At 69.7% G+C, this 24,206-nt stretch carries 20 protein-coding genes and 1 pseudogene; 18 read left to right on the top strand and 3 right to left on the bottom strand.

Going from position 1 to position 24,206, the window contains the following annotated elements; translation table 11 throughout:
• Positions 1 to 689: 689 nt before the first annotated feature.
• Positions 690 to 983, bottom strand: coding sequence for a hypothetical protein (locus HD597_RS02380; RefSeq protein WP_253740034.1), 294 nt, complete (start codon positions 981 to 983; stop codon positions 690 to 692).
• A gap of 446 nt (positions 984 to 1,429) precedes the next feature.
• Positions 1,430 to 1,570: pseudogene (locus tag HD597_RS02375) on the bottom strand (IS5/IS1182 family transposase); the annotation flags it as partial.
• A gap of 271 nt (positions 1,571 to 1,841) precedes the next feature.
• Here HD597_RS02375 and HD597_RS02370 point away from each other — a divergent pair.
• The 18 genes from HD597_RS02370 (at position 1,842) to HD597_RS02280 (ending at position 22,669) form a co-directional block, all read left to right on the top strand.
• Positions 1,842 to 3,722, top strand: coding sequence for an AfsR/SARP family transcriptional regulator (locus HD597_RS02370; RefSeq protein ID WP_253740033.1), 1,881 nt, complete (start codon positions 1,842 to 1,844; stop codon positions 3,720 to 3,722).
• A 133-nt stretch (positions 3,723 to 3,855) separates the two neighbouring features.
• Positions 3,856 to 4,320 (top strand): cobalamin B12-binding domain-containing protein, encoded by a 465-nt coding sequence (locus HD597_RS02365; RefSeq protein WP_253740032.1) that lies wholly within the window; start codon positions 3,856 to 3,858, stop codon positions 4,318 to 4,320.
• A complete protein-coding gene (locus HD597_RS02360) occupies positions 4,311 to 5,615 on the top strand; it encodes a methylaspartate mutase (RefSeq protein WP_253740031.1) in 1,305 nt (434 codons plus the stop codon). The genes HD597_RS02365 and HD597_RS02360 overlap by 10 nt, the downstream gene beginning before the upstream one ends.
• Positions 5,612 to 6,607 (top strand): asparagine synthetase A, encoded by a 996-nt coding sequence (locus tag HD597_RS02355; RefSeq protein WP_276082664.1) that lies wholly within the window; start codon positions 5,612 to 5,614, stop codon positions 6,605 to 6,607. Before HD597_RS02360 ends, HD597_RS02355 begins: the two co-directional genes overlap by 4 nt.
• Positions 6,607 to 7,908 carry a glutamate synthase-related protein gene (locus HD597_RS02350; protein ID WP_253740029.1) on the top strand — a complete coding sequence of 434 codons (1,302 nt, stop codon included), beginning with the start codon at positions 6,607 to 6,609 and terminating at the stop codon, positions 7,906 to 7,908. The genes HD597_RS02355 and HD597_RS02350 overlap by 1 nt, the downstream gene beginning before the upstream one ends.
• Entirely contained in the window at positions 7,905 to 9,155 is a 1,251-nt protein-coding gene (locus HD597_RS02345) for a cation:proton antiporter (protein WP_253740028.1), read from the top strand. The genes HD597_RS02350 and HD597_RS02345 overlap by 4 nt, the downstream gene beginning before the upstream one ends.
• Positions 9,152 to 9,649 (top strand): flavin reductase family protein, encoded by a 498-nt coding sequence (locus tag HD597_RS02340; RefSeq protein ID WP_253740026.1) that lies wholly within the window; start codon positions 9,152 to 9,154, stop codon positions 9,647 to 9,649. Before HD597_RS02345 ends, HD597_RS02340 begins: the two co-directional genes overlap by 4 nt.
• Before the next feature lie 21 nt (positions 9,650 to 9,670).
• Positions 9,671 to 11,206 (top strand): tryptophan halogenase family protein, encoded by a 1,536-nt coding sequence (locus tag HD597_RS02335; protein WP_253740024.1) that lies wholly within the window; start codon positions 9,671 to 9,673, stop codon positions 11,204 to 11,206.
• Positions 11,207 to 11,225: 19 nt separating this feature from the next.
• A complete protein-coding gene (locus HD597_RS64165; RefSeq protein WP_276082663.1) occupies positions 11,226 to 13,673 on the top strand; it encodes an amino acid adenylation domain-containing protein in 2,448 nt (815 codons plus the stop codon).
• Positions 13,674 to 13,735: 62 nt separating this feature from the next.
• Positions 13,736 to 14,764 (top strand): guanitoxin biosynthesis L-enduracididine beta-hydroxylase GntD, encoded by a 1,029-nt coding sequence (gntD, locus tag HD597_RS02320; protein WP_253740022.1) that lies wholly within the window; start codon positions 13,736 to 13,738, stop codon positions 14,762 to 14,764.
• Between the two features lie 4 nt (positions 14,765 to 14,768).
• A complete protein-coding gene (gene vioD / locus HD597_RS02315) occupies positions 14,769 to 15,905 on the top strand; it encodes a capreomycidine synthase (protein ID WP_253740020.1) in 1,137 nt (378 codons plus the stop codon).
• Between the two features lie 4 nt (positions 15,906 to 15,909).
• The gene (locus tag HD597_RS02310) at positions 15,910 to 16,770 is read left to right on the top strand and encodes a tryptophan 2,3-dioxygenase (RefSeq protein WP_253740018.1); all 861 of its coding nucleotides are present in this window, start codon (positions 15,910 to 15,912) and stop codon (positions 16,768 to 16,770) included.
• A gap of 111 nt (positions 16,771 to 16,881) precedes the next feature.
• The gene (locus tag HD597_RS02305) at positions 16,882 to 17,094 is read left to right on the top strand and encodes an MbtH family protein (RefSeq protein WP_253740016.1); all 213 of its coding nucleotides are present in this window, start codon (positions 16,882 to 16,884) and stop codon (positions 17,092 to 17,094) included.
• A 1-nt stretch (position 17,095) separates the two neighbouring features.
• On the top strand, positions 17,096 to 17,875 hold the full coding sequence (locus HD597_RS02300) for a thioesterase II family protein (RefSeq protein WP_253740015.1): 780 nt from the start codon (positions 17,096 to 17,098) through the stop codon (positions 17,873 to 17,875).
• A gap of 12 nt (positions 17,876 to 17,887) precedes the next feature.
• Entirely contained in the window at positions 17,888 to 18,910 is a 1,023-nt protein-coding gene (locus HD597_RS02295) for a TauD/TfdA family dioxygenase (protein WP_253740013.1), read from the top strand.
• A gap of 35 nt (positions 18,911 to 18,945) precedes the next feature.
• Positions 18,946 to 20,760, top strand: a complete 1,815-nt coding sequence (locus HD597_RS02290) for a non-ribosomal peptide synthetase (protein ID WP_253740011.1) — start codon at positions 18,946 to 18,948, stop codon at positions 20,758 to 20,760.
• Entirely contained in the window at positions 20,757 to 21,677 is a 921-nt protein-coding gene (locus HD597_RS02285) for an LLM class flavin-dependent oxidoreductase (protein ID WP_253740009.1), read from the top strand. The genes HD597_RS02290 and HD597_RS02285 overlap by 4 nt, the downstream gene beginning before the upstream one ends.
• 11 nt (positions 21,678 to 21,688) lie before the next feature.
• Positions 21,689 to 22,669 carry a 3-oxoacyl-ACP synthase III family protein gene (locus tag HD597_RS02280; RefSeq protein WP_253740007.1) on the top strand — a complete coding sequence of 327 codons (981 nt, stop codon included), beginning with the start codon at positions 21,689 to 21,691 and terminating at the stop codon, positions 22,667 to 22,669.
• A gap of 78 nt (positions 22,670 to 22,747) precedes the next feature.
• Here the strand turns inward: HD597_RS02280 and ccrA are convergent, their stop codons facing one another.
• Complete coding sequence (ccrA, locus tag HD597_RS02275; RefSeq protein WP_372513327.1) at positions 22,748 to 24,082, bottom strand: crotonyl-CoA carboxylase/reductase; 1,335 nt, start codon at positions 24,080 to 24,082, stop codon at positions 22,748 to 22,750.
• Positions 24,083 to 24,206: the final 124 nt, after the last annotated feature.

Here is a 24,206-nt window from a genome sequence, read left to right as displayed (position 1 = left end):
GACCACGAGCGACTGCCGCTCCCCGGGGCGGCTCCGCTGGCGTGAAGTGAAGCTCGACAGCGAACGTGACGACCGCTGCAATTCCCTGGCCGAGCGGACCCCGCAACGTTCCTCGCGCCAGCAGGACCATCGTCGTTGGGGCGAGGCTTCGACGCGAAAACGCGGTCTGGGACCCACATGACAACCCAAACTCCTGCGACGAGACTCTGCGCAAGGCCCAGGCACGGCTCCCGGCGGACCGGGACTCTGCCTGAGCAGGCCTCTTGCTACCTTCATTAATCAACTTGGGTTCGATCCGGGAACCGCCTTCTACTGTGAGTGCAGACAGCGAAGGTGCTCAGCGGGGCGATCAACGAGTACCGCCAAGCAGCCTAACTAATCCGAAGAAACGCCAGCTCAGACCATGTGTATGAGTTTGAAGCGGTACAAGTTTGGCCAGAAAAATGCGAAGAGTGGCAGATGTCACGCTTTTTTTAACTTGGCGGTGTTCGCTAGGATGTGACATGAATACATCCAAGCATGCAATCTGTCGACTATGCTGGAATGCCTTTCATCTTGGTGCCAGTGGGCTTGCTGGCGAAATCAAGGGTGACGATGACCCCGTGGAAACTCCTCGCTTTCGCAGGTGGATTCCCCGCCTCGTTGGCGTCCCTGACCACATCCGCCGCGGCTGGCGCGAACCTGACCGCCTATAACTCCAAATCGCAGTATCTGACACAGAATTGGACCGGTTCGATGCCTGTCTCATGCGTGACCGGAGAGACCATCCTGAATGACCGCACAGACGAGAGCGGCACGGGCCGCCGCGAGATCCGCCGCATGAAGATCTGTCCAGTCAGGCTGCACATGCCCTTCCCCACGCCGCCCAATCCATCCAGGTCAAACGCCGGCGCACCGACCATCACGCCGACCACCACACCGGCAAGACCACCATCGTCACCGTCTACGTCGTCACCGGCCTGCCGCCAGGCCGGGTCACGCACGCCCAGCTCGTTATGCTTATCGCGTGAGGCCACTGGAGCATCGAGGGCCCTGCATCACCTCCGCGAGGTTACCTTCCGCTAAGACGCCTCCCGCGTCCGCACCAGAGTTGCACCCCGGACCATGGCCAGCCTGCGCAACCTGGCCTTCGGCCTGATCAGTTCAACCAACATCGCCGCCGCCACCCACCACTACCGCAGCCATCCAACACACGGCCTTCAGCTACTCGGTCTCACCACGTGAGAACGCTTTGGCTCTGGGTGGCCTGGTGGTGAGGTTCCCCGGCGATCTGCCTATGACGTCCACATACCGCTTCTCGCTACATTCTCTTATTGGGTACGAGGTGATACGGCATGAAGGGCCACCATGAGGCTGGCAACACCTTGCGGGAAATCGCGATTAAGGAACCATTGAACCCTTTTCATCCTCTGGCGCCCTCGTAGTTCTGTAGGACGGCGATGGCCTTGCACAGGTGGCTGGCCTTGCTCCGCCACCGGGAGCGGCGTTCGGCCCGCTGGATGCGGATGAGCTCGGCCAGGCGGATCAAGGTGTGGTTGGACAGCGAAATCGCAGCAGGGTAAGACAGCAACGAGGCTCCCGGTTGGGCATCGGATCTTGGTCGACTGCTGTCTTACCGGGAGTCTCCTGTCGCCCGCCACCGCTCTGCGCACACCCATCGTGACCAGCGCCGTCAGGATGAAAGAGCTTATTGATCCGCCGGTTTCGCCGAATTCGTCTGACTCCTTAATTCGCAGAGAACTTGCGATCGCAGTGCTCAGGATATGCCAATCTCGCGGGGGTAGGTCGGCGTGCAACTCCAGATTCTTGGCCCTTTGCGTGCCTGGCGGGACGACGTGAGTGTGGATATAGGTCCGCTCAAACAGCAGAGCGTTCTTGCGGCGCTGCTCCTACGCGCAGGAAAGTCGGTCTCACTCGATGAGATCACCGATTTCGTCTGGGGGGACGAAGGTCCCGTCTCTACGGTTAACGTCATTCAGACGTACGTACGACGACTGCGCGACGTCTTCGAACCGGAGCGGGCCAGCGGAGCCAGAAAGGGGCGGATTCGCACCGTCGGCAGTGGCTTCTACGCGGCGCGCCTCGGCGAGGAGGAGCTTGACCTGCTGCGGTTCCGCGCCCTCGTCGAGAGGGCCGGCCGCGCACACGCCGGTCAGGACACACTGCTCCTGCTGCTGGAGGCCTTGGATCTGTGGCGCGGCGCATGCCTGGGGTCCTCCAGGCAGGAGCACCCCTGGGTCCGGGCGGTCAATCAGGAACGGGCGAGCGCGGCGGTCGCCGCCGTCGCGGCGGCCCGGCGGTGTGACGCCATGCACGAGACGGTCCCCCGCCTGCGAGCCGTGGCCGCCGACGAACCGCTGAACGAGCCGCTGCACGCCCACCTCATGCTCGCCATGGCGGAGACGGGCGCGCAGAGCGAGGCGGTCTCCGTCTATGAGGGGATCCGCCGCAGGCTCGCCGACGAGTTCGGTGTAGACCCCTCGCCGACGTTGCGCAACGCCTACCAGGAGGTGATCGGACGCATCGTCAGCTCGCGACGACCCGTCGGCGGCATCGAGTCCGGCATCTGGCGCGGCCCGCCTCCTGCGCTGGATGGGTTGGTGGGTCGTGAGGAGGACCTGAAACAGCTCACTCAGTTCGTCACCGATCGGCGGATAGTGACGATCACCGGTCCCGGGGGAGTGGGCAAGACCGCGATGGCGCTGGCGGTGGCCGACCGGCTGGCCGGACATTACCGGGACGGCGTAGCGGTGGCCGAACTCGGGCTGCTGGCTCCCGAGCAGGTCGGCGACCGCGGTGAGGAGCGCCTGGAGGTCATGGCCGACACGCTGTGCGCGCTGCTCGACGTGCCCGTCCGCGCCGCGGGGGCGCTGGAATCGCTGATCCGCGCCGTCCACGACCGGGCGATGCTGATCGTCCTCGACAACGCCGAGCACGTGACCGCCACGGTCGCACGGCTGATGGACCACCTGCGGCGGGTCACCCCTGCGCCCCACATTCTTATCACCACCAGGCGTCCGGTGGGAATGCCCGACGAGACGATCTGGGACCTGGAGCCACTGCCGGTGCCGCCGCCCGACGCTGGTGACCCGTCCGGGTTCCCGGCGGTCGAGCTTTATCTTCGCCGAGCCAAGCAGCACGTCCCGACTGTGGACCTGTCGGACAATCTCGGCGTGGTGGCCGAGCTGTGCCGTCGCCTGGAGGGTCTGCCGCTGGGAATCGAGCTGGCCACCGGGCGGTTACGCTCGATCTCGCCCACCGTGCTACTGCATCGCATCGACGGGTGGCTCGGCGTGCTCACCAGGCCGGGCAGGCAGGGGCTGCCTCACCAGCGCACGCTCGCCTCCACCGTCCAGTGGAGCCTCGATCTGCTGGGGGACGATGCGCGGCTGCTGCTGTACAGGCTCGCCGTGTTCACCGGCGGCTTCGACCTGGAGGCGGCTGAGCGGGTCGCGGGGTTCGCGCCGCTGTCGGCCGAGCGGGTCGCGGGCACGCTGACCGAGCTCATCGATCATTCGCTGGTGCAGGTCGTACGCGGCGAAGAGTACCGCTACCGCTTGCTGGCGCCGGTCAGGGACACCTGCCGGGCGCTCGCCGACAACTCCGACAACGCCGATCTGGTCGACATGGCCGCGGCGCGTGATCGTCACCTGCGCTTCTCCCGAGGACCGAGTGCCGAGCTCGCAACCCCCGCGCGGCAGGCGGGAGCCCGGACGACGTGACAGTGGATCGGCGCAAGACGCCGGTCCGGCCGTCGCAACTGCCTCGTGATCACCGGTCCAAGTGCCGATCGGCTGGGTCCGCGCCCCATAGCGTTCAGATCGTCTTTCGTGATGATCAGGCTGGAGGCGTGACATGCACGGCATTGAGGCACCGGAGTCCCCGCGGCTCACCGTGGTCCTGGCAGGCACCTCATCCGACTCCCACACCTGGAACCTGATCTTCCTGCAGCTCCTGCTCGCCGAGCAGGGATGTGGCGTGGTGAATCTCGGGCCGTGCCCGTCCGACCGCATGATCGTCGCCGAATGCCTGCGCGTCACGCCCGACCTGATCGTGCTCAGCAGCGTGAACGGGCACGGCAGGGTGGACGGTGCCCGGGTGGTCCGCCTGCTCCGGCGGCTGCCCGCCATGGAGGTGGTCCCGATAGTCATCGGCGGGAAGCTGGACATCGCCGGCACGGCCGGAACGCCTCCCGCAGGCCAGGTGGAGGCGGACGGTCTCACCGCCGCCGGGTTCACCGCAGTCTTCGGTGACCAGGACGAGGATGTACGGCGCTTCACCCGCTTCGTCGCCTCAGTGCCCGCACGGGCATGCGCATGATGGCCGCGCCGCGCTCGGGGCTCGGCCGGTTCGTGGCCGACGCCCAGGCCGCCGGACGGCTCGTCGTCCAGCCCCGGATGGGTTTCTCCAGCCCGGAGCGCATGCGGGCGGGACTCCTGTCCACCCGCGACGTGCCCGCCCTGACCGTCGGGACGATCACCCTCGACAGCTACACCAGGCTGGGAGAGGAGGAGGCGGGCCGCCGGATGCTCGGCGAAGGCGGCAAGCTGAACGGCTACCCGATCCTGCTCCACCCGCGGGCGACCACCCATGCGGTGCTGGCCGGCCTCTCGGATCAGGGATTCCCCGTCCAAGTCCGGCATGGTTCACCTACGCCGGAACGCATCTTCGACAGGCTCGTCGACCTGGGTCTCGAAGCCTCGGAAGGCGGGCCGGTCTCCTACTGTCTTCCCTACGGCCGCACCCCGCTGAAGGTGTCGGTGGACAGTTGGAAGCGCGCCTGCGAACTACTGGGCCGGCTCCGCGGGCAAAACGCGGAGCCGCACTTGGAAACCTTCGGAGGCTGCCTGCTTGGGCAGCTGTGCCCGCCAGGTCTTCTGATCGCGGTGAGCGTGCTGGAGGCCATGTTTTTCGCTCAGCAGGGCCTTCGCTGCCTCTCACTCAGCTACGCCCAGCAGGTGGATCCCGGGCAGGACCTCGAGGCGCTGGCGGCGCTGCGGACACTGGCGGCCAAGTTCCTGCCGGGGATCGCCTGGCACGTCGTCGTCTACGCCTACATGGGGCTGTACCCCCGCACCTCCACCGGCGCGAACGCGCTGCTCGCCGAGGCGGCGCAGCTGGCGGTGCGGGGCGGCGCCGGGCGCCTCATCATCAAGACCGTGGCCGAGGCGTACCGCATTCCCACGATCGAGGAGAACACGGCGGCGCTCTGCCTCGCCGACGCGTGCGCCGAGAGGACGGACCGGCACCCCTCGCCGGTGCCGGACACCGGACTGCTGGCCGAGGCGACGGCGCTCGTGGAGGCCGTGCTCTCCCTGGACGACGACATCGGCGCCGCCCTGCTGTCGGCGTTCGCCCACGGGTACCTGGACGTGCCCTACTGCCTGCATCCCGACAACGCAGGGCGCACCGCGGGCCGGATCGACGGCGACGGCCACCTCGCCTGGGCCGACACCGGCGCGCTGCCCATACCCACCCCCGTGGACGGCCGCAGAGCGGGCATGACCGCCGCCGAGCTGCTGACCGCCCTGCGCCATGTCCGCGATCGGTTCGATCCCGACCCGTCCGGCGTCGTCCCGGCTCCGCTTCCGATGCTCGATGGGACTCACCGATGAACGAATCGGCCAGGGGCGCGCCCGGCCCCCGCTCTCCGCGTAACCACCTGACCTCGCCTCGCACGAAGGCCATGCTGCGCGTCCAGCAGCACGTGCTGACGAGCGTGCGCGCCACCTTGACCGCCCGTGGCTTCCTGGAGCTGGCCGTCCCCCTGGTGGGCCCCGTCACCGATCCAGGCGTGCGGGGAGCGAAGCAGGCCGACGTCGACTACTACGGCGCCACTTACAAGATCATGACCAGCGCGATCCTGTACAAGCAGGCAGCACTGCTGGCGTCCGACAAAATCTTCTCCATCGCGCCCAACCTACGCCTGGAACCGCCTGAGACAGCCGCGACCGGCCGCCATCTGGTCGAGTTCCACCAGATCGACGTGGAGATCGCCGACGCTGACCGGGCAGAGGCCATGGAGCTGGCCCAGTCACTGGTGCGCGAGGCGGTGACCGTCGTCATGCGAGAGGCGTCCGCCGAGTTGGAACTGCTGGGCCGGGACACGGGCGCCTTCGCCGAACTGCTCGCGCAGCCCTTCGGGCACATGTCCCACGCGGAGGCGGTGGCCGGGCTGCAAAAGTTGGGCGTCGCGCAGAACGCGACCGCCGAGATCGCCTGGGAAGGCGAGCGGGTGTTGTCAGGCAAGGCCACCCGGCCTTTCTTCATCACCGGCTACCCCAAGGGCTCGCGGGGCTTCTACGACCGGGAGAGCCGTAGTGAGCCCGGAGTCCTGCGCAATTTCGACCTCATCGCCTCCGAAGGCTACGGTGAGCTGGCCAGCGGCGCCGAACGCGAGTACGAGGCCGGACGGATCATCACCCGCATGCGCGAAACGGGGGAGAACCCCGCCAAGTACGGCTGGTATCTGGATCTGGTGCGTGAGAGCATCCGTCCCAGCGCGGGCTTCGGCATCGGCCTGGAACGGCTCGTTCGGTACATCACCGGCGCCGCCGAGGTGTGGCAGGTCTGCGCCTTCCCGAAGTTGCCCGGGCAGGTCGCCTGATGACCCCGCTGCGTGCCGAAGGGTTCCCCGAGCAGGAGGTTCGCCTGCGGGCCAGGAGCGGGCCGGCCGCGGCGTTCCCGCCCGCCCCGGACTACGGAAGCGCCGTCTTCGGCCAGCCGCCAGGCTCCGGCTCCGGCGACTGGCTTGACCACCTGCGCCTGGCTCCTCCCGTCTTCACGCCCGAACGGCTCGGCAAGCTCATCGAGCTCGGGCGCGAGCCCAGCTACCACGACGTGACGCTGGACAGCGACGTCGGCGGGCTGCGCTCGGCGCTGCCGCTCTACGTCTCCGCGTTCGGGTCCACCGATGCCGCCGCCGGGCTCGGCGTCGCCGTCGCGCGCCAGGCCGGCCAGCTCGGCGTGCCGATGGTGGTCGGGGAGAACATCGCAGCCAAAGACGGCTACCGTGGCCACCGGACCAGCGATGGGGCCCGCTCGCTGATGCGCCGCGTCAAGGCGTACCAGGATGCCGAGGAACGGGGCCTGGGCGGCGTCGTGGTGCAGCAAAGCACCGAGGACGCTGACGCCGAACTGTGGAACCGCATCTACAGCGACCCCGGCGCGCAGAGCCTCCTCGACTCAGGACGGCTCGGGTTCGAGCTCAAGCTAGGCCAGGGCGCCAAGCCCGGGCTCGGCGGGATGATCATGGTGAACGGAGAGGACGGAGCCCGCCTCGCCGACCGGTATCTCGTGGACCCTGACGCGGTCGCGGCCGACCTGCTGCGCAGCTCCACACCGGGCACCTTCACACAGGAGATCCTGGCCGCTCAGATCCGCCTCATGCGCAACAACTTCCCGCGGGCGCGCGTCTGGGTCAAGCTCCCGCCCACCCGTGACGTCGGCGAAGCCGCGCGCCTGGCGTGGGCGGAAGGCGCGGACGCCGTCACCGTGGAAGGCGCGGAAGCCGGCACCGGGTGGGCCCCGGATGCCTTCCTGCGGCACATGGGCCTGCCCCTGGCCGACTGCCTGGCCCTCGTAGACCCCGGCCCCTCCTGCCTGCTGGTCTCGGGACGGATGTGGGAGGGCGCCCGCGCGGTCAAGTGCCTGGCTCTGGGCGCCCGCGCGATCGGCCTCGGCCGGGCGGCGCTGCTCGCCGTGGACGAGTCGGCGCAGGACGGCCTGATCGCTCTGGTGCGGTGCATCGAGCTGGAGCTGCGCCTGCTGATCAGCGCCCTGGGAAAGTACCGTCCCGGCGCGCTGTCCGCTGAGGACACCTGGCCCCGCGCGGACGGCCCGCCCGTCGTCGCCCACGAGCCCTCGGTCGCCGGCGTCCAGCCGTCGTGGCAAGGCGGCCTGCCGTGAACGGGCTCCTGTACTTCGCCGCGGCCGTGGTCATCGTCTTCGGCTCGGCCTGGTGCGGGCGGGCCGTCGCCCGTGCGCTTCGGCAGCCGGCGGTCATCGGTGAGATCGTGGCCGGTCTGGTGGCGGGCCCGGCCCTGCTGGTCACGGGCGGGCCGGTGGCGCGGGAACTGCTAGCGCCGGAGGTCCTGTCCGCCCTGGCCGCGGTAGGGCACGCCGGACTGGTGTTGTACCTGGTACGGGTTACCTGGCACCTGCGTGCGGAGTCTCGGAACATCGCCGTGTGGTCGATCGGCTGGATCGTGGCGGGCGCCTACGCCGTACCGCTCGCCGCCGGCGCGGCGCTGGCCGCCGTCCTCCTGGCTCTGGGAGTGGCAGCGCCCGGCGGGGCGCATTCCGCGGCTTTCGTCCTGATGGTCGCGGTGGCCCTGGCGGTCACCGCGGTGCCCGCACTCGCCCGCATCCTGGACGACCGCCCGGCCGGCCCGGCCGGCCCCCTCGCCCTCGCTGTCGCCATCTGCATCGACGTGCTTTCCTGGCCGCTGCTCGCTCTCGCGGTCGGACTGGCCGGCGGAGGGGCCGGCGTGCCCGGCACGATCACCGTGACCGGGGCCGGCGTGGCGGCCGCGGTTCTTCTGCGCCGCATCCTCGGTAGGCCACTGGACGTCCTGTGCCGCCGCTCGCTCGCTGGGGCCGCGCTTGTCGTCGGGGTCGCGGCGATCGGCGCCGCCGAGTTGACCGCCGCCTGGGGTATGACGCACATCCTGGGCGCCGTCCTGGTGGGGCTGGCGCTGCCGGCGCGGCAAGGGCCGTCGTGGTCGCACATGATTCACGGCATCGGCCGGACGGGCGGATGGCTGCTTCCGGCGTTCTTCGTGACCACGGGCCTGTCCGTGTTCGCCGGCGGTGCGCAACCGCAGGTGTGGTGGCTGGTCGCCGTGGTCACGGCCGTGGCCTTCACCGCCAAGCTGACCGGCGGATACGTGGGCAGCAGGCTGGCAGGACACGGCCGCCGGGTGGCGCTGCGGCTGGGTGTGTTGCTCAACACCCGCGGGTTGACCGAGCTTATCGTCTTGCAAGCCGGTTACGAGGCGGGGATCCTGACCGGTCCGGTGTACACCGCGTTCGTTGTCATGGCCCTGGCCTGCACCGCCGCCACCGCGCCCCTGCTGGCGATGATCGAACGCGGTGACCCGGACGCCTCCTCGCGACCGGCTGTGCGATCGCCTCTCAAGCGGGTGAACACATGACCGCGGCGACCACGTCCACGCCTGTGGACATCCGTCCGCTGATGGCCGAGTTCCCCACTGGGGTCGCCGTGGTTACGGCGTTCGCCGGCCGCAACCTGCCGTGCGGCATGACCTGCACCTCGATGTGCAGCGTCACACTCACTCCGCCCACGGTCGCGGTTTGCCTGCGCGCTGGCAGCCCGACCCTCGACGCCGTCGTCGGCTCGAGGGAGTTCGCGCTCAACCTTCTGCATGCCCAGGCGCAGCCCACCGCCGAATTGTTCGGCTCCGGGAACCCCGACCGCTACAACCGCGTGCCGTGGGACACGCCGGACGGTGCGCGGGGCCCGCACCTCGTCGAGGCGGCGCACATGATCGCCGACTGCGTCCTGGTCGGCAGGTCGGACGTCGGCGACCACGTCATCGTCCTCGGCCGCGTGGCGCGGTTCCGGCGCGCGGCCGCCACCGCGCCGCTGCTCTACGGCCGCCGCCGTTACGCGTCCTGGCCCGACTGACACTTCGTCAAGGAGAGAATCGTGATTCGCGACATCGTGATCGTCGGCGGCGGGACCGCGGGATGGATGGCCGCCACCTACCTCAACAGGGTGTTCGGCGACCGGGTGGCCGTCACCGTGGTCGAGTCCGACCGTGTCCCCACGATCGGTGTCGGGGAGGCCACGTTCAGCACCATCCGGCACTTCTTCGACCGGCTCGGGCTGGCTGAGCATGAGTGGATGCCGCACTGCTCGGCCAGCTACAAGCTGGCGATCCGGTACCAGGACTGGCGGGCGAAAGGTGAGCACTTCTACCACCCGTTCGAGCGGCTGCCGGATGTGGCCGGGTTCAACCTCGCCGACTGGTGGCTGTATCTCGACGGCGACGTCTCCCGTTTCGACGAGCGCTGCCTGGTCATCCCCGCGCTGTGCGAGGCCCGGCGATCGCCGCGCTCCTTCGACGGGCGGCTGCTCGGCGAGTACACCGAGGACGGCCGTGCCCAGTTCCCCTACGCTTACCACTTCGACGCGGCCCTGCTGGCCCGCTTCCTGACCACGTTCGGCGTCGAGCGCGGCGTGCGCCATGTGCTCGACGACGTCCTGTCCGTCGAGCAGAACGATCGAGGCTGGATCGACCACCTGGTGACCGCCCGGCACGGGGTCGTCACTGGTGACCTGTTCATTGACTGCACCGGGTTCCGCGGCCTGCTGATCAACCAGACGCTGGGCGAGCCGTTCGAGTCCTTCGAGGATGTGCTGCCCAACAACCGGGCCGTCGCCCTGCGCGTTCCCGAGGACATGGGGCTGCGTGGCGTCGAGCCGTACACGACCGCGACCGCCGCCCCCGCCGGCTGGATCTGGACCATTCCGCTGTACGGCCGCATCGGGACCGGCTACGTGTACTCCGATGAGTTCTGCGACCCGGCGGAGGCGGAAGCCACGTTGCGCGCCTTCGCCGCCCCGGACTCGCCGGACCTGGAAGCCAACCACATCCGCATGCGGATCGGCCGCAACCGGCGCTCGTGGGTGCGCAACTGCGTGGCGATCGGGCTCTCCAGCGGTTTCGTCGAGCCGCTCGAGTCGACCGGCATCTTCTTCATCCAGCACGCCATCGAGCAACTCGTGCGCGACTTCCCCGACGCGCACTGGGACCAGGCGCTGGCCGACGACTACAACCGGCGCGTCGCCGAGGTCATCGACGGCGTGCGCGAGTTCCTGGTGCTGCACTACCTGGCCGCCGGCCGCGATGACACGCCGTACTGGAAGGCGGCCAAGACGCGAGCCGTGCCTGACGGCCTGGCCGGGCGCATGCGTACCTGGGCCTCGCTGCTGCCCGACGAGTCCAGCGTCTATCCGCACTTCCACGGCTTCGACACCTACTCCTGGCGGGTCATGCTCATCGGTCTAGGCGGCTGGTCCACCCGCCCACGGCCGGCGCTCGCCCTCGCCGACGCCGACGCCGCCCGCGCCGTGTTCGCCGACATCCCCCGGCGGGCGCGCCGGCTGGCCGCCACGCTGCCGGACTGCCACGACTACCTTGCCGCCCTCCACACCGGCCGCGTCCCCGCGGTCGGCTGACTCGAGAGTGAGCACTCTCATGCCTGCCGACATGCACACCGCACACCTGCCTCGGACCGTTCATGAGCTGTTCGACCGGCAAGCCCGGGCGACTCCCGACGCCGTCGCCGTCAGCGGTCCAGGGGTGCGGCTGACGTATCACGCCCTGCGGGAACGCTCCGACGAACTGGCGCGGGTGCTGATGCGCGAGCTCACGACCACCTCAGAAGAGGTCGTCGCCGTGCTCGCCCCCTCCTCGCCACTGCTGGCGCTGGCCATGCTAGGCATTCTCAAGGCGGGCAAGGCGTTCCTGCTGCTCGATCCCGCCACGCCGGAGGCTCGCATCGAGGTGATGACGCAGGACGCGCGCGTGAGCCGGGTCCTCACCCACGACGACCTCGCCCGCCTCGCCGACCAGGAGGAAACGGGAGCGGAGCCCTTGGCGGCCGTCCCGCCCGGCGGCCTGGCCTGCCTGTTCTTCACCTCCGGCTCCACAGGCCGCCCCAAGGGCGCGATGTTCGTCCACGAGGAGGTCGTCAGCTACGCCCTCGACATCGCGCGGCGCTGCGAGCTGTCGGCGTGGGACCGCATCCTCCAGGTGGCCGCCGTCTCCTTCGACGTCCTCCTCGAAGAGCTCGTGCCCGCTCTGGTCAGCGGTGCGTGCGTGGTGTTCCCGCAGGACGCCTCCGTGACGGATCCCGCCCGGCTCGCCGGGCTCGTCGAGGAGCACGGCATCACCGGTCTAGAACTGACTACCCCTCTCTGGCACGCCTGGGTGGACGAGATGTCGGCGAGCGGCAGGTCTCTGCCCGCGTCGCTGCGCTTCGTCCTCATCGGCGGCGAACGGGTCTCGCTCGAACACCTCACCAGATGGCAGGACCTCGGGACCACCGCTCGGCTGATCAACGTCTACGGCCTCACCGAGGCGACGGTGACCTCAACGGTGTACGAGATCACCGGCGACACCACGTCGTCCGTCCCCATCGGTGCACCGATTGGCGGCGTCCGCTGTCAGGTGCTGGACGCCAATCTGCGGCTCGTGGCCACGGGTGTGGTGGGCGAGTTGTACCTGGCGGGGGCGGGGCTGGCGAGGGGATATGTGGGCCGTCCAGGGCTGTCCGCGAGCCGGTTCGTGGCGGATCCGTGGGGTTCGGGGTCTCGGATGTATCGCACCGGTGATGTGGTGCGGTGGCGTCGTGACGGGGTGCTGGACTTCGTGGGCCGGGTCGATGATCAGGTAAAGGTGCGGGGGTTCCGGATCGAACTGGGGGAGGTGGAGGCGGCGCTGGCGGAGCTGCCGGCGGTGGAGCGATGTGTGGTGGTGGTCAGGGAGGACACGCCGGGTGATCATCGGCTGGTGGGTTACGTGGTGGGGCCGAGGTTCGATGCGGCCTCGGCCCGCCGGACGCTAAGCGGGCGACTGCCGGACTACATGATCCCCTCCGCCTTCGTCACCCTTGGGGACCTTCCGCTCACCGCCACGGGCAAGTTCGACAAGAAGGCACTACCGGCACCGGTCGCCGTGGCCGAGGGGCGCGCTCCGCGCTCGCCGCGTGAGGAGATCCTGTGCGGGTTGTTCGCCGAGGTGCTGGGTGTGCCCCGGGTGGGGGCCGATGACAGCTTCTTCGAACTGGGCGGGCACTCGCTGCTGGCCACCCGACTGGTCGCCCGGATCCGCGCGGTGCTCGGCCACGCGCCGAGCCTGGCGGACCTGTTCGTGACGCCCACCCCGGCTGGCATCGCCGTGGCGGACCCCGGCGCCGGCGTTCCCGCCACCGGCGCGCTGCTGCCGCTGCGCGCCGCGGCCGACGGCGGCCCTGAGCCGCTGTTCTGCGTGCATCCGATCACTGGCCTGGCCTGGTGTTACGCCGGTCTGCTCAACCATATCGGCGGCACCCGCCCGCTCTACGGCCTTCAGGTCGCGGGGCTGGACGGGGTTGCCGCGGCGCCCGCCTCGCCTCGCGAGTTGGTGGACGGCTACGTGACCAGGATCAGGTCGGTGCAGCGGAAGGGACCGTACCACCTGCTCGGCTGGTCCCTCGGCGGCGCCATCGCCCATGCCGTCGCCTGCCGTCTGCAGGAACTGGGCGAGGAGGTGGCGCTGCTCGCTCTGATGGACGCCGTCCCGGCGTTCGGCGACGCCCCGCTGGCTGCGCAGGAGGCCGAGCAGAGCATCGCCGGCCTGGTAAAGCGCGAGGGGCTGGTGCTGTCGGACCTGCCAGAACGGCTGGTCCATGACCTGGCCGCCGCGGCCAGGGCGACCACGGACCTGATGCGCCGGGCGGAGCCGCCGGTGTTCGCGGGCGAGGTGCGCCTGTTCGTCGCGACCGAGGAAAGAGGTGCCCTGGTGTCCTCGGCCCGCTGGCTTCCCCACGTCGACGGCGCCGTGATCGAGAGCCGTGTGCCCTGCGCGCACTTCGACATGGCCGCCCCAGCCGCGCTAGCTCGGATCGGACGGGAACTGTCCGCACTGCTCGCTTCCGACTGACTTATCAGCCAGGCCGCATCTGCGCGAAGGCCCGGGTGCGCAATATTCGAGAAGGAACGGAAATGACCTCGTGTGATCTGTCCGCCCAAGACGTCCCGCCCGGAAGCGCTGATCTCAGAGCCAAGTGCCCGCCCCGCTACACGCTGACACGGGATGAGGCCCGGCAGGTCGACATCCTGGCCCGCAAGGCCGCGGCGGACTATCCCTCCGCGGACGACCCACGTTTCCTCGCCGACGTGGGCCTGATCGCCCATGACCTTCCCGCCGGGCTGCGGCAGTCGGTCAACCGCGCCCGGCTCGACGAGGGCACGCACGTCATCCTGATCCGCGGCAACCCGGTGGACGACGCGGCGCTCGGGGGCACCCCCCGGCACTGGCAGGAGGCTACGGGCGAGGAAGGCAGGGTGGCGGGCATGCTGCTCATGATCGAGGCGGCTCTGCTGGGCGACGCGATCGGCTGGACCACCCAGCAGGAGGGCCGGCTCGTCACCGACGTCCTGCCCGTTACCGGCATGGAGAACAGCCTGGTCAGCTCCAGCAGCCACAAGGAGCTCACCTGGCACACCGAGGACGCGTTCTCCCCATACCGGGCCGACTACGTCGGGCTGTTCTGCCTGCGCAGCCTCTACCATACGCCCACCACTGTCTCCTACGCCGACCTGAGTGCGCTTCCCGAGGACGTCGTCCGCGTTCTCATGGAGCCCCGCTTCCTGTTCACCCCGGACGATTCGCACAAGATGCCGGACGGTACGCCGGACGGCAGCCTGGTCCGCGCGGCGGTGCTCGACGGCCCTATCGACGCCCCCGTGCTGCGCATCGACCGAGACTTTACTCGGGTCATGCCGGGTGATGACGCCGCCGCCCGGGCGCTGGCCCACGCGGTAGCGCACCTCGACGGCAACCTCTATGACGTCGCCCTGGCCACCGGCGACGTCGCCTTCATCGACAACCGCAACGTTGTGCACGGCCGACGTCCCTTTACACCCCGCTACGACGGCAGAGATCGGTGGCTGAAACGCGTCAATGTGGCCGTGGACCTGCGCCGTACCCGGCCGGGACGGCTCTCCGCCGACGTCCGCGCGATTGGCTGAGCCGATGACCATCGCCGACATCGCCCCTGCGCTGCTCGAGGACTGGCTGCGTGAGCGCTACTTTAACGTGCCGATCGACATCTCCAGCTCAGGAGTGCAGGACTACACGCTCGGAGACCTGCGCCGCCTGCTCGGCATCTCCGCCGCCGATCTGGACGTCGTCACCTTCCGCGACAGCCCCTCCCTGGGCTGCGAGCCGCTTCGGCAGGCCGTGGCCGCGCACGTGGGCGGTCATCCGGCCGAGCACGTCATGGTCACGCACGGCTCATCGGAAGCGCTCTTTTTGGCGCTGGCCGCGCTGGTGCGTCCAGGGGACGAGGTGGTGGTGCTGCGGCCGGTGTACCAGTCGCTGTCATCCATCGCCGAGGTGCTCGGCGCCCGGCTGCGCCCTTGGACGCTCGATCCCGCCGACGGCTTCCGTCCCGACCTGGACCGGCTGCGTGCCGTGCTCAGCGACCGGACCCGCGTGGTCCTGGTCAACTTCCCGCATAATCCGACTGGCGTGACGCTGACGCCCGGTGAGTACGCCGAGTTCCTCGACATCGTCGGCCGCCACCCGTGCCACCTGGTGTGGGACGGGGCGTTCAGCCGCCTGACCCATGAGAGTCCGGCTCTGCCGGACCCGGGCGCGGTGCTGGAGCGGGCGGTCTCCGTCGGCACCCTGTCCAAGGCCTATGGGCTGCCCGGCCTGCGCGTGGGTTGGTGCCTGGGCGACCCCGGCCTGCTCGCCACCATGACCAGGGTCAGGGACTATCTCACGCTCAGCACCTCCCCGCTGGCGGAGACCCTGGCTACGGCCGTGCTGCGGCAGCCCGATCTCGTGCTGAACCCCCGGCTGCGCCAGGCAGGGGAGAATCGCCAGATGTTGCTGGCCTGGGCACGCGAGCGGGACGGCCGTGTTTCGCTACCCACTCCGGCGGGCGGAGTGTCCGCCTTCCCGGCCTTCCGTGGGATAGCCGACGTCACCGATCTGTGCGCCCGGCTCGAAGAACGAGGGGTCCTTGTCGTCCCGGGGGCCTGCTTCGGCCATGCGGACCGGATGCGCCTCGGCTTCGGAGGGCGACCCGCCGATCTGCGCGCCGGGCTCGATGTCCTGGGGGACCTGCTCGAAGAATTGCCGAACGATCCTATTGAAGGGTGACCCCATGACCACCACCGGCCGGCCCCCCACCCGCCAGCCCACCCTTCCCGGCGACGACCCAGCGGGCCCGGTGATTGCCGTCGGCACAGAGTTCAGCCGGTATGTCGCCTCGACCGCGCTGCTGTCCCTGCAGGACTTGCGCACCGCTGCGCCGGCCGAGCCCAGTTTCCTGATCATCACGCAAGTGATGGAACTGCTGTTCAAGCTCTCCTACATCGAGGCTCGCCAGGCCCGTGATCAGCTCGAGGAGCGATCCGTCGAGGATGCCATGAACGCCCTGCGCAGGCTGCGTGAGGCTCAGCATGTCGCCGTCCAGAGCTGGGGCGTGCTGTCGGCCCTGAGCCCGGTGGACTACATGCGCCTCCGGGATGACCTGGGCGACGCGTCGGGGTTCCAGTCGTATGCCTTCCGCCAGTGGGAGTTCGTGCTGGGCAAGAAGGACGCCTCCCTGATCCGGCCGTACCTGGGTGACCCGGTCGCTGAGCCGGCGCTGCGCACGGCGCTGAGGGAGCCCAGCGTCTACGATGCCGTGCTCGGCCAGTTCGGTCGATTCGGCATCAAGCTGCCGTCCGCATGCCTGGACAAGGAGTGGGCGGAGCCGTACGAGCCGCACCCCGAGGTGGAGCGGGCCTGGCGCCGCGTGTACGACGACCCGCAGCGCTACGAGACCCTGTATCGGCTGGCTGAGGCGCTCATGGATGTCGCCTACGAGTTCGCCCGCTGGCAGTCGACCCACGTCCTGGTCGTTGAGCGGGTGCTGGGCGCCAAACGCGGCACCGGCGGCACCAGCGGCGTGGCATGGCTGCGCAAGGCCGGCGAGCTCCGCCTGTTCCCCGAGCTGTGGACGTTGCGTGCCGGGTTCTGACCCGCTGGCTTCCCATGCCGCCAACCTGCTGCATGGGTACCCGCCGAATTGCCGATCAGTGCCTGATCACGAACCTAGCGTGCATCTTGCGAATTTGCCGATGGAGGCACCATGAACCCGTTCGACGACGAGGACGGCACCTTCCTGGTCCTGGTCAACGAGGAACGCCAGCACTCCCTGTGGCCCGAGCACATCGAGATGCCCCCCGGCTGGGAAGTGGCACTCGGGGCCAGCGATCGCCCGACCTGCCTGGACTACATCGAGAGAACATGGACCGACATGCGGCCGGCCGGCCTGTCCGCGCAGCGTGGCGGAGACGGGTGAGATGTCGCGCCGACCACGCCACGACGTCTCCGTCCTGCGGCCACTGACCAGGCCGAAGGCGCGCCGCACCCTGGTCTGCCTGAGCTTCTGCGGCGGCGGCACCGGGCCCTACCGCGAGTGGGCCGCGGTCCTGGACGCCGGCACCGATCTGGCTCTGGTGTGCTATCCGGGCCGGGAGGGCCGCTATTCCGAGCCGTACGCGCGCACCTGGGACGAGATGGCGACCGACGCGGCCACGGTGGTACGCACCGCTGCCGGAGACAAGCCGTACGTGCTGTTCGGTCACAGCATGGGCGGGTGGATGGCCTTCGAGGTGGCTGCTCGCCTCGAAGAGGAGGGTGGCCCGCGACCCGCCGCTCTCGCGGCCTCGGCCTGCAACGCCCCCCACCGCGGCCTGACTGAACGCGACACGTTCCCCTCCATGTCCGACAGCGAGGACGAGCTCATCGCCTGGATGCGGACCGGCGGTCTGCTGCCCGGCTACATCACCACCGATGCGGATCTGCTGGAGATGGCGGTCGACCTCATGCGCGCCGACATCGCCGTCCGTGACACCTACCGGTACACGCCCGGAGCGTTCACGACGGCTCCGACGCAGGTGATGCACGGCGTGGACGACACCGTCATCGACCCGGCGGTGGCCGAGGAATGGGCAGCCGTCTGTCGCGACGATCTGACCGTCACCACTCTGCCGGGCGGCCATTTCTACACCCCCGAGGTGTGGCGCCGGTTGCCGACCTACATCAAGGCCCTCACACCCGACCTCTCAGTACGTCACTGATCTGGAGTAACCATGGCCGATCGGACAGCCGCCGTCGCCTTGACGATCGCGGTCGAGCCCGGCAAACCCGCGCTCCTGAACACCCCGGAGTTCGACGGGCTCGCCTCCGCCCGAGCGTGGCTGACGGAGGTCAAGCCGTTTCTGCGCACGGCGCTCGACGAGCATGGCGCGCTCTTGCTGCGAGGACTGCCCGTACGCAGCGCGCAGGACTTCGCCGTCGTCCGCGACACCCTCGTAGACGAACGCGCCACGTACAAGGAGAAGGCGACGCCGCGCAGCCGCTTCGGTGACGACGTCTTCTCCTCCACGGATCTGCCACCCGCCCACCGCATTCACATGCACAACGAGAACAGCTACACCCTGACTTTCCCCGGCACGTTGATCTTCGGCTGCCTGACCGCCCCCGCCGAGGGCGGCGCCACCCCGGTGGCGGATGTGCGCAAGGTGCTGGCCGAGTTGCCCGCCGACCTCGTCGTCCGGTTCCGCACCGCAGGGTGGCGCTTGACGCGGAACTTCGGTGAACACCTCTCGCTGGACTGGCGCACGTCATTCGAGGCCGAGACCCCGCAGGACGTTGAGCGGTACTGCGCGGAGAACCTCATCGCCCACGAGTGGCGCGAGGGAGACCGGCTGCGCACCACGCAGGTCAGGTCGGCGATCATCCGCCATCCGCGCACCGGCGACGAGGTGTGGTTCAACCACGTGGCCTTTTGGAGCGAGTGGTCGCTCGACCCCGACATCCGTGAGGTCCTGCTCGACGAGTTCGGACCCGGCGAACTGCCCTTCGACACAAGTACCGGCGACGGCGGGCGGCTTAGCGAGGAGGAGGTGGCCCAGATCAACGCGGCCTACGACGCGGCGACCGTCCGCGAGAGCTGGCGGGCCGCCGACGTGATGATCGTCGACAACGTCCTGGCGGCGCACGGCCGCGATCCCTTCCACGGCGAGCGAAGGATCGTCGTGGCCATGGGCGACCCGGTGACGCTCGCCGACTGCTCGCCCACCGCGGCCGCGTCCGGACCGCCGGCCCTGTGAGCACTCAGGCGGCACGACACGCACAAGGGGCATCGATGACATACTCCAGCTGGCCGGATCCGCCCGGCGTCCACCTGGCGCCCGCCGCGACGCACGACCCGCTACGACGCCTGTGGGAGGTCGCCGACGCCCACCCTGAGCGGATCGCCGTGTCGGCCGCCGACGGCACGCTGACCTTCGCCGCACTATGGGACCGGGTCAACGGACTGGCAGGCCTGCTCGCGGCGCGGGCGGCCGGTCCCGGCTCCCGGATCGGCGTGCACGTGCCTCGCTCGATCGACCTGTTGCCCACGCTTCTCGCGGTATGGCGGGCCGGCGCCGCGTTCGTCCCCCTCGACCCCGCCCTCCCCGCCGAGCGCCAGAACGCCATCGTCCGGCGGGTCCGGCTGGACGCGGTGATCAGCGCCGCGCCGCCCGGCTGGACTGGCGGACTCCCGGTCCTTCACCCGGCCGACGGCACCGGCCTGCCCTGGGAGGAACGCGCCCCGCTCGGCGGTGATCTGGCCTACGTGATGCACACCTCCGGCTCCACCGGGCGGCCCAAGGGAGTGGGAGTCACCTTCGACGGCGTCGGGCTGCTGCTGGCCTCGCTGGAGGAAGCGGGGGTGTACCCGCCAGAGCCCGCTGTCGTGGCCTGCAACGCCAGCATCGGCTTCGACGCCTCGGTGCAGCAGTGGCTCCGCGTCTGCCGTGGCGACACCGTCCACATCGTGGACGATGAGGCACGCACCGATTTTCGGCGCTTCGCCCGGATGTTGCGAGAACACGCCATCACCGACCTGGACGCCACCCCCTCACATTGGGCGGCGCTGCGCGACGCCGCGCTCTCGGCGCCGCCGTTGCGGCTCTACCTCGGAGGAGAGGCCATCCCGCCCGGCATGTGGGCGGACCTGTCCGCACTGGTCCGCGAGGGGCGCCTCGTGCAGGTGGTCAACCTGTACGGGCCGACCGAATGCACCGTGGACGTTACCGCAGCCCCCATCCTGGCCGACACCGGCGGCGCGGGCCCGCACATCGGCCGGCCCCTGCCGGGACGCCGGGTCCACGTGCTCAACGACCGGCTCCGCCCTGTCCCCGACGGCGTCACGGGCGAGATGTACGTCGGCGACATCGGCGTGGCCCGGGGTTATGTCGACGATCCCGGCCAGACCGCGGCGTGTTTCGTGGCCGACCCGTTCGCCGGCCCGGCGGGCGGCGGCGCGCGCATGTACCGCACCGGCGACCTGGTCCGCCGGCGGCCGGACGGCGCCCTCGACTACCTGGGCCGCGCCGACCGGCAGATGAAGATCCGCGGCCACCGCATCGAGCCGGGGGAGATCGAAGCGATCATGTGCGAGCTGCCCGAGGTCGCCCGTGCCCTAGTCATCCTGTCCGACCAGGGCTTGGTGGCCTACCACGTACCCGCCGAGGACCAAGCGGCGGATGCTCATCGGCTGCACGCGCACCTGGCGTCCAGGCTGCCCGCCGCGATGGTCCCCGGCGCCTTCGTCGCACTCGCCGGCTTCCCTCGCACCCTCAGCGGAAAGCTGGACGAGGCCGCGTTGCCCCCGCCGGTGACCCGGCTCGAGCCGGTCAGCGCCGGCCGTCCCGTCCCGTCCGGCGAGGTCGAACTCCTTGTCGCGAGCGTATGGTCGGAGGTGCTGGGCATCGCCGACATCGGTTCCGACGACGACTTCTTCGCGCTCGGCGGCCACTCGCTCGTGGCCCTGCACGTGGTGTCGAGACTGCGCAAACGCCTGGGCGTGACCGTGTTCAGCAAGGACGTCTACCGCCTGCCGGTGCTGGCCGATTTCGCCCGGCACATCGAGGAGCTTCGCGGCCGGAGCCTTGGCCAGGAGCCAGCGTCATGAGCGCACCGGGCCACGTCCGGATCGGGGTGATGCTGCCGACACTCGGAACCGCCGGGTCCGGCTTCCCGGTGGCGGCCGCCGCCCAGCAGGCTGAGCAGCTCGGGTTCGGCTCGGTTTGGGCGCCGGATCACCTGGCCTTTCACACCGGGGTGCTGGAGCCGTTCCTGGCCCTGGCGACGGCGGCGGCGGTGACCCGGCGCGTGAAGCTCGGGTTCGGTGTGCTGCTGGCGGCGCTGCGTCAGCCCGCCTGGGTAGCCAAGCAGGTCGCCTCACTGCAGGAGCTGTCCGAACGCCGGGTGCTCCTCGGTGTCGGGGTCGGCGGCGAGAACCCCGCAGAGTGGGCAGCGGCCGGCGCGCCGTTGCACGGGCGTGGCCGCCGTACCGACATGTTGCTGGAAGCCCTGCCCGACCTGTTGTCCGGCCGTCCCGCGCGGCTCGGCCCGCCCTTCGACCTCGACGTCCCCGCCCTGGAGCCGGTGGCCGGCGTCCCGCCAGTCTGGATAGGCGGACGCGGGGAGGCGGCCTTAAACCGAGCCGCGCGTCGCGGCGACGGCTGGCTGGGGCTGTTCCTGGACGCCGCCCAGCTCGCCCGCCGCCACGCCCGCCTCGCCGCACTGGCCGCGCAGCTCGGCAGGCCGCTGCCGCGAACCGGCGTGACCCTGTTCGTCAACGTCGACGACGGCGACCCCGCCCGCGCCCGGCGGGACGCGCTGGGGTTCCTGCGGGCCAGCTACCGGCTGGAGGAGTCCGTGAGCAGCCGGTACGTCATGGCCGGCGGCTTCGAGGCGATCAGCGAGCAGGTGGCCGCGATGGTAGAAGCTGGCGCCGGCCAGATCGTACTGTTGCCCGCCGCCGCCGACTACCCCGCGCAATACGAACGCCTGGCGCCCCTTGCCGGGGCTCTCACCGGGCGATAAGGAGCGAAGACATGGCCATCGGAATCATCGGCCTGGGCTCGTACCTGCCCGACCGAGTCGTCACCAACGCCGAGATCAGCCAGTGGACGGGCGTCACCGAAGACTGGGTGGAGGAGCGCACCGGCATCAAGGAGCGTCGCTACCGGACCCCCGGCATGGTGACGTCGGACCTGGCGACGCGCGCCGGTCGCCGGGCGCTCGCCGACGGCCCCGGTATCGACGGTTTGGAGGCGCTGATCGTCGCCACCTGCACCTCCGACGTGCCGCAGCCCGCTACTGCCGCGATCGTCCAGCACAAGCTCGGCATCAGGTCCGTGCCCGCGTTCGACGTCAACGCGGTGTGCGCCGGCTTCGTGTTCTCGCTGGGGATCGCTGAGGGCATGCTGGCTGGCCGACCACCGTCGGCGACCGCACTGGTGATCGGCGCCGACATGTTCTCCACCATCATGAACCGCTCCGACCGCCGTACGGTCAGCCTCTTCGGCGACGGCGCCGGCGCCGTCGTGCTCGGCCGGGTACCTGACGGCTACGGCATCCAGGCGTTGCGCCTCGTCACCGACGGTGAGTTCAACGAGGAGATCGGGGTCGAGGCCGGCGGCGTCCGCTTGCCGACGGACCAAGCAGCCCGCGCCGAGGGCAGGCACCTGTTCCGGATGAACGGGCCCCTGGTCAAGGACTACGTGATCACCACCTTGCGGAAGCTGGTCATCGAGGTACTGGACGACTGCGGCCTCACTCTGGCCGACGTCGACCGGTTCGTCTTCCACCAGGCCAACATCCGCCTGCTCGAGAACCTGGCCGCCGACCTCGGCCTCGACATGGCCCGGGTACCCACGACGGCATCCCGATATGGCAACACGGCGGGCGCGTCAGTGCCGGTGACCCTGGACGAGTCCCACCGCCGCAGTCCGCTGCGCCGCGGCGAGCGGGTACTGCTGGCCGCCGCGGGAGGCGGCCTGTGCGCCGGAGCGGCGCTGTTGACCTGGTACTGACACGTGTCAGGAGGCGGCGATTCCGCCGCTGCGGTGCCCCGCTCGTCGACGGCCGTGCCGTCGCGGTCGGCGCGCAGCTCAGTGCTCCTGGAAGATCGTGAGCTCGCGAGCGTACCGTTCCCGCATCGAGGGGTTGGACACCCCCAGACCCGTGTTCGGCGCCAGACAGAGAACACCCACCTTGCCCTGGTGGGCGTTCTGCTGCACGTCGCGCACCCCGAGGGCGGCATCGTCCAGCGGGTACGTCTTTGACAGCGTCGGGTGCACCCGCCCTCGCCGCACCAGCTCGTTGGCCCGCCAGGCTTCGCTGTAGTTCGCGAAGTGCGAGCCGACGATCCTCTTGAGATGCATCCACAGGTAGCGGTTGTCGAAGTAGTGGTCGTACCCCGTGGTCGAAGCGCACGTCACGATCGTGCCGCCGCGCCGAGCCACGTAGACGCTGGCCGCGAAAGTCTCTCGGCCAGGGTGCTCGAAGACGATGTCGGGGTCGTCACCACCGGTGAGCTCCCGGATGCGGTTGCCCAGGCGCCGCCACTCCTTCCGGTCCGGCTCTCCGTCGCGCCAGAACTCGAACCCGTCGGCCGCCCGGTCGATCACCAGCTCCGCCCCCAGCTTCCGGATGGTCTCGGCCTTGTCCGAGGAGGAGACCACACACACGGGCACCGCGCCCCCGTTGAGCGCGAGCTGCGTGGCGTACGATCCGAGGCCGCCGCAGGCCCCCCAGATGAGCACGGTGTCGCCCTGCTTGAGCGCGGCCCCGTTCCTGGAGACGAGCTGCCGGTACGCTGTCGACAACACCAAGCCGGGGGAGGCCGCCTCCTCCCAGGCGAGATGCTCCGGCTTGGGCAGCAGCTGGTTGGCTTTGACCAGCGCCAGCTCGGCGAGCCCGCCGAAGTTCGTCTCGAAGCCCCAGATGCGTTGTTCGGGGTCGAGCATGGCGTCGTCGTGTCCTTGCGGGTTCTGCAGATCGACCGACAGACAGTGCGCCAGTACCCGGTCGCCCGGCTTCCACCGCCGCACGCCATCACCGGCTCGAACGACCACGCCGGCGAGGTCAGATCCCAGCACGTGGTAGGGCAGGTCGTGTCGCTTGCCGAGTTCGGACGTACGTCCGTAGCGGGTCAGGAACTCGAAGGTCGGGATGGGCGCGAAGATCGAGGACCAGACCGTGTTGTAGTTGATCGAGCTGGCCATCACCGCGACGAGAACCTCGTCCGGCGCTGGCTGGGGAACCGCGACATGCTCGACATGAAGGGAGCGTCGGGGGTCGCGCTCGGCCGAGGGAAGCCCGTCAAACATCCCCACCTCGTCCTTGTGCACGGTCAACGCCTTGTAGGATTCCGGCAGCGGAATTCGCGCCCATTCCGCGGCTGGCAGGTCACCGGCCAGTACGGCCCGAAGAACTTCTTGCACCATTTCCTCCGTCGGGGATCGGCGGCTCGCTGTCCTCCCATGCTGTCAACGCTCTCGCCGACCGGGCACGTCACGACGGAAAACCACCCTGAAAGGGGCTGTGCTGCCTCTTGGTGCCCGCGAA

This window comes from Nonomuraea thailandensis (assembly GCF_024172165.1).
GTDB lineage: Bacteria > Actinomycetota > Actinomycetes > Streptosporangiales > Streptosporangiaceae > Nonomuraea > Nonomuraea thailandensis.
The sequence above is the reverse complement of the archived record's forward strand: the minus strand, read 5'-3'. Positions and strand labels throughout refer to the sequence as shown.

Bases quoted from the DNA above. Each gene is read 5' to 3' on its own strand.
- HD597_RS02295 (WP_253740013.1), top strand. From the start codon at position 17,888: ATGGCCGATCGGACAGCCGCCGTCGCCTTGACGATCGCGGTCGAGCCC.
- HD597_RS02350 (WP_253740029.1), top strand. From the start codon at position 6,607: ATGACCCCGCTGCGTGCCGAAGGGTTCCCCGAGCAGGAGGTTCGCCTG.
- HD597_RS02300 (WP_253740015.1), top strand. From the start codon at position 17,096: ATGTCGCGCCGACCACGCCACGACGTCTCCGTCCTGCGGCCACTGACC.
- HD597_RS02280 (WP_253740007.1), top strand. From the start codon at position 21,689: ATGGCCATCGGAATCATCGGCCTGGGCTCGTACCTGCCCGACCGAGTC.
- HD597_RS02285 (WP_253740009.1), top strand. From the start codon at position 20,757: ATGAGCGCACCGGGCCACGTCCGGATCGGGGTGATGCTGCCGACACTC.
- HD597_RS02290 (WP_253740011.1), top strand. From the start codon at position 18,946: ATGACATACTCCAGCTGGCCGGATCCGCCCGGCGTCCACCTGGCGCCC.
- HD597_RS02305 (WP_253740016.1), top strand. From the start codon at position 16,882: ATGAACCCGTTCGACGACGAGGACGGCACCTTCCTGGTCCTGGTCAAC.
- HD597_RS02340 (WP_253740026.1), top strand. From the start codon at position 9,152: ATGACCGCGGCGACCACGTCCACGCCTGTGGACATCCGTCCGCTGATG.
- HD597_RS64165 (WP_276082663.1), top strand. From the start codon at position 11,226: ATGCCTGCCGACATGCACACCGCACACCTGCCTCGGACCGTTCATGAG.
- gntD (WP_253740022.1), top strand. From the start codon at position 13,736: ATGACCTCGTGTGATCTGTCCGCCCAAGACGTCCCGCCCGGAAGCGCT.
- HD597_RS02355 (WP_276082664.1), top strand. From the start codon at position 5,612: ATGAACGAATCGGCCAGGGGCGCGCCCGGCCCCCGCTCTCCGCGTAAC.
- HD597_RS02365 (WP_253740032.1), top strand. From the start codon at position 3,856: ATGCACGGCATTGAGGCACCGGAGTCCCCGCGGCTCACCGTGGTCCTG.
- HD597_RS02360 (WP_253740031.1), top strand. From the start codon at position 4,311: ATGCGCATGATGGCCGCGCCGCGCTCGGGGCTCGGCCGGTTCGTGGCC.
- HD597_RS02310 (WP_253740018.1), top strand. From the start codon at position 15,910: ATGACCACCACCGGCCGGCCCCCCACCCGCCAGCCCACCCTTCCCGGC.
- vioD (WP_253740020.1), top strand. From the start codon at position 14,769: ATGACCATCGCCGACATCGCCCCTGCGCTGCTCGAGGACTGGCTGCGT.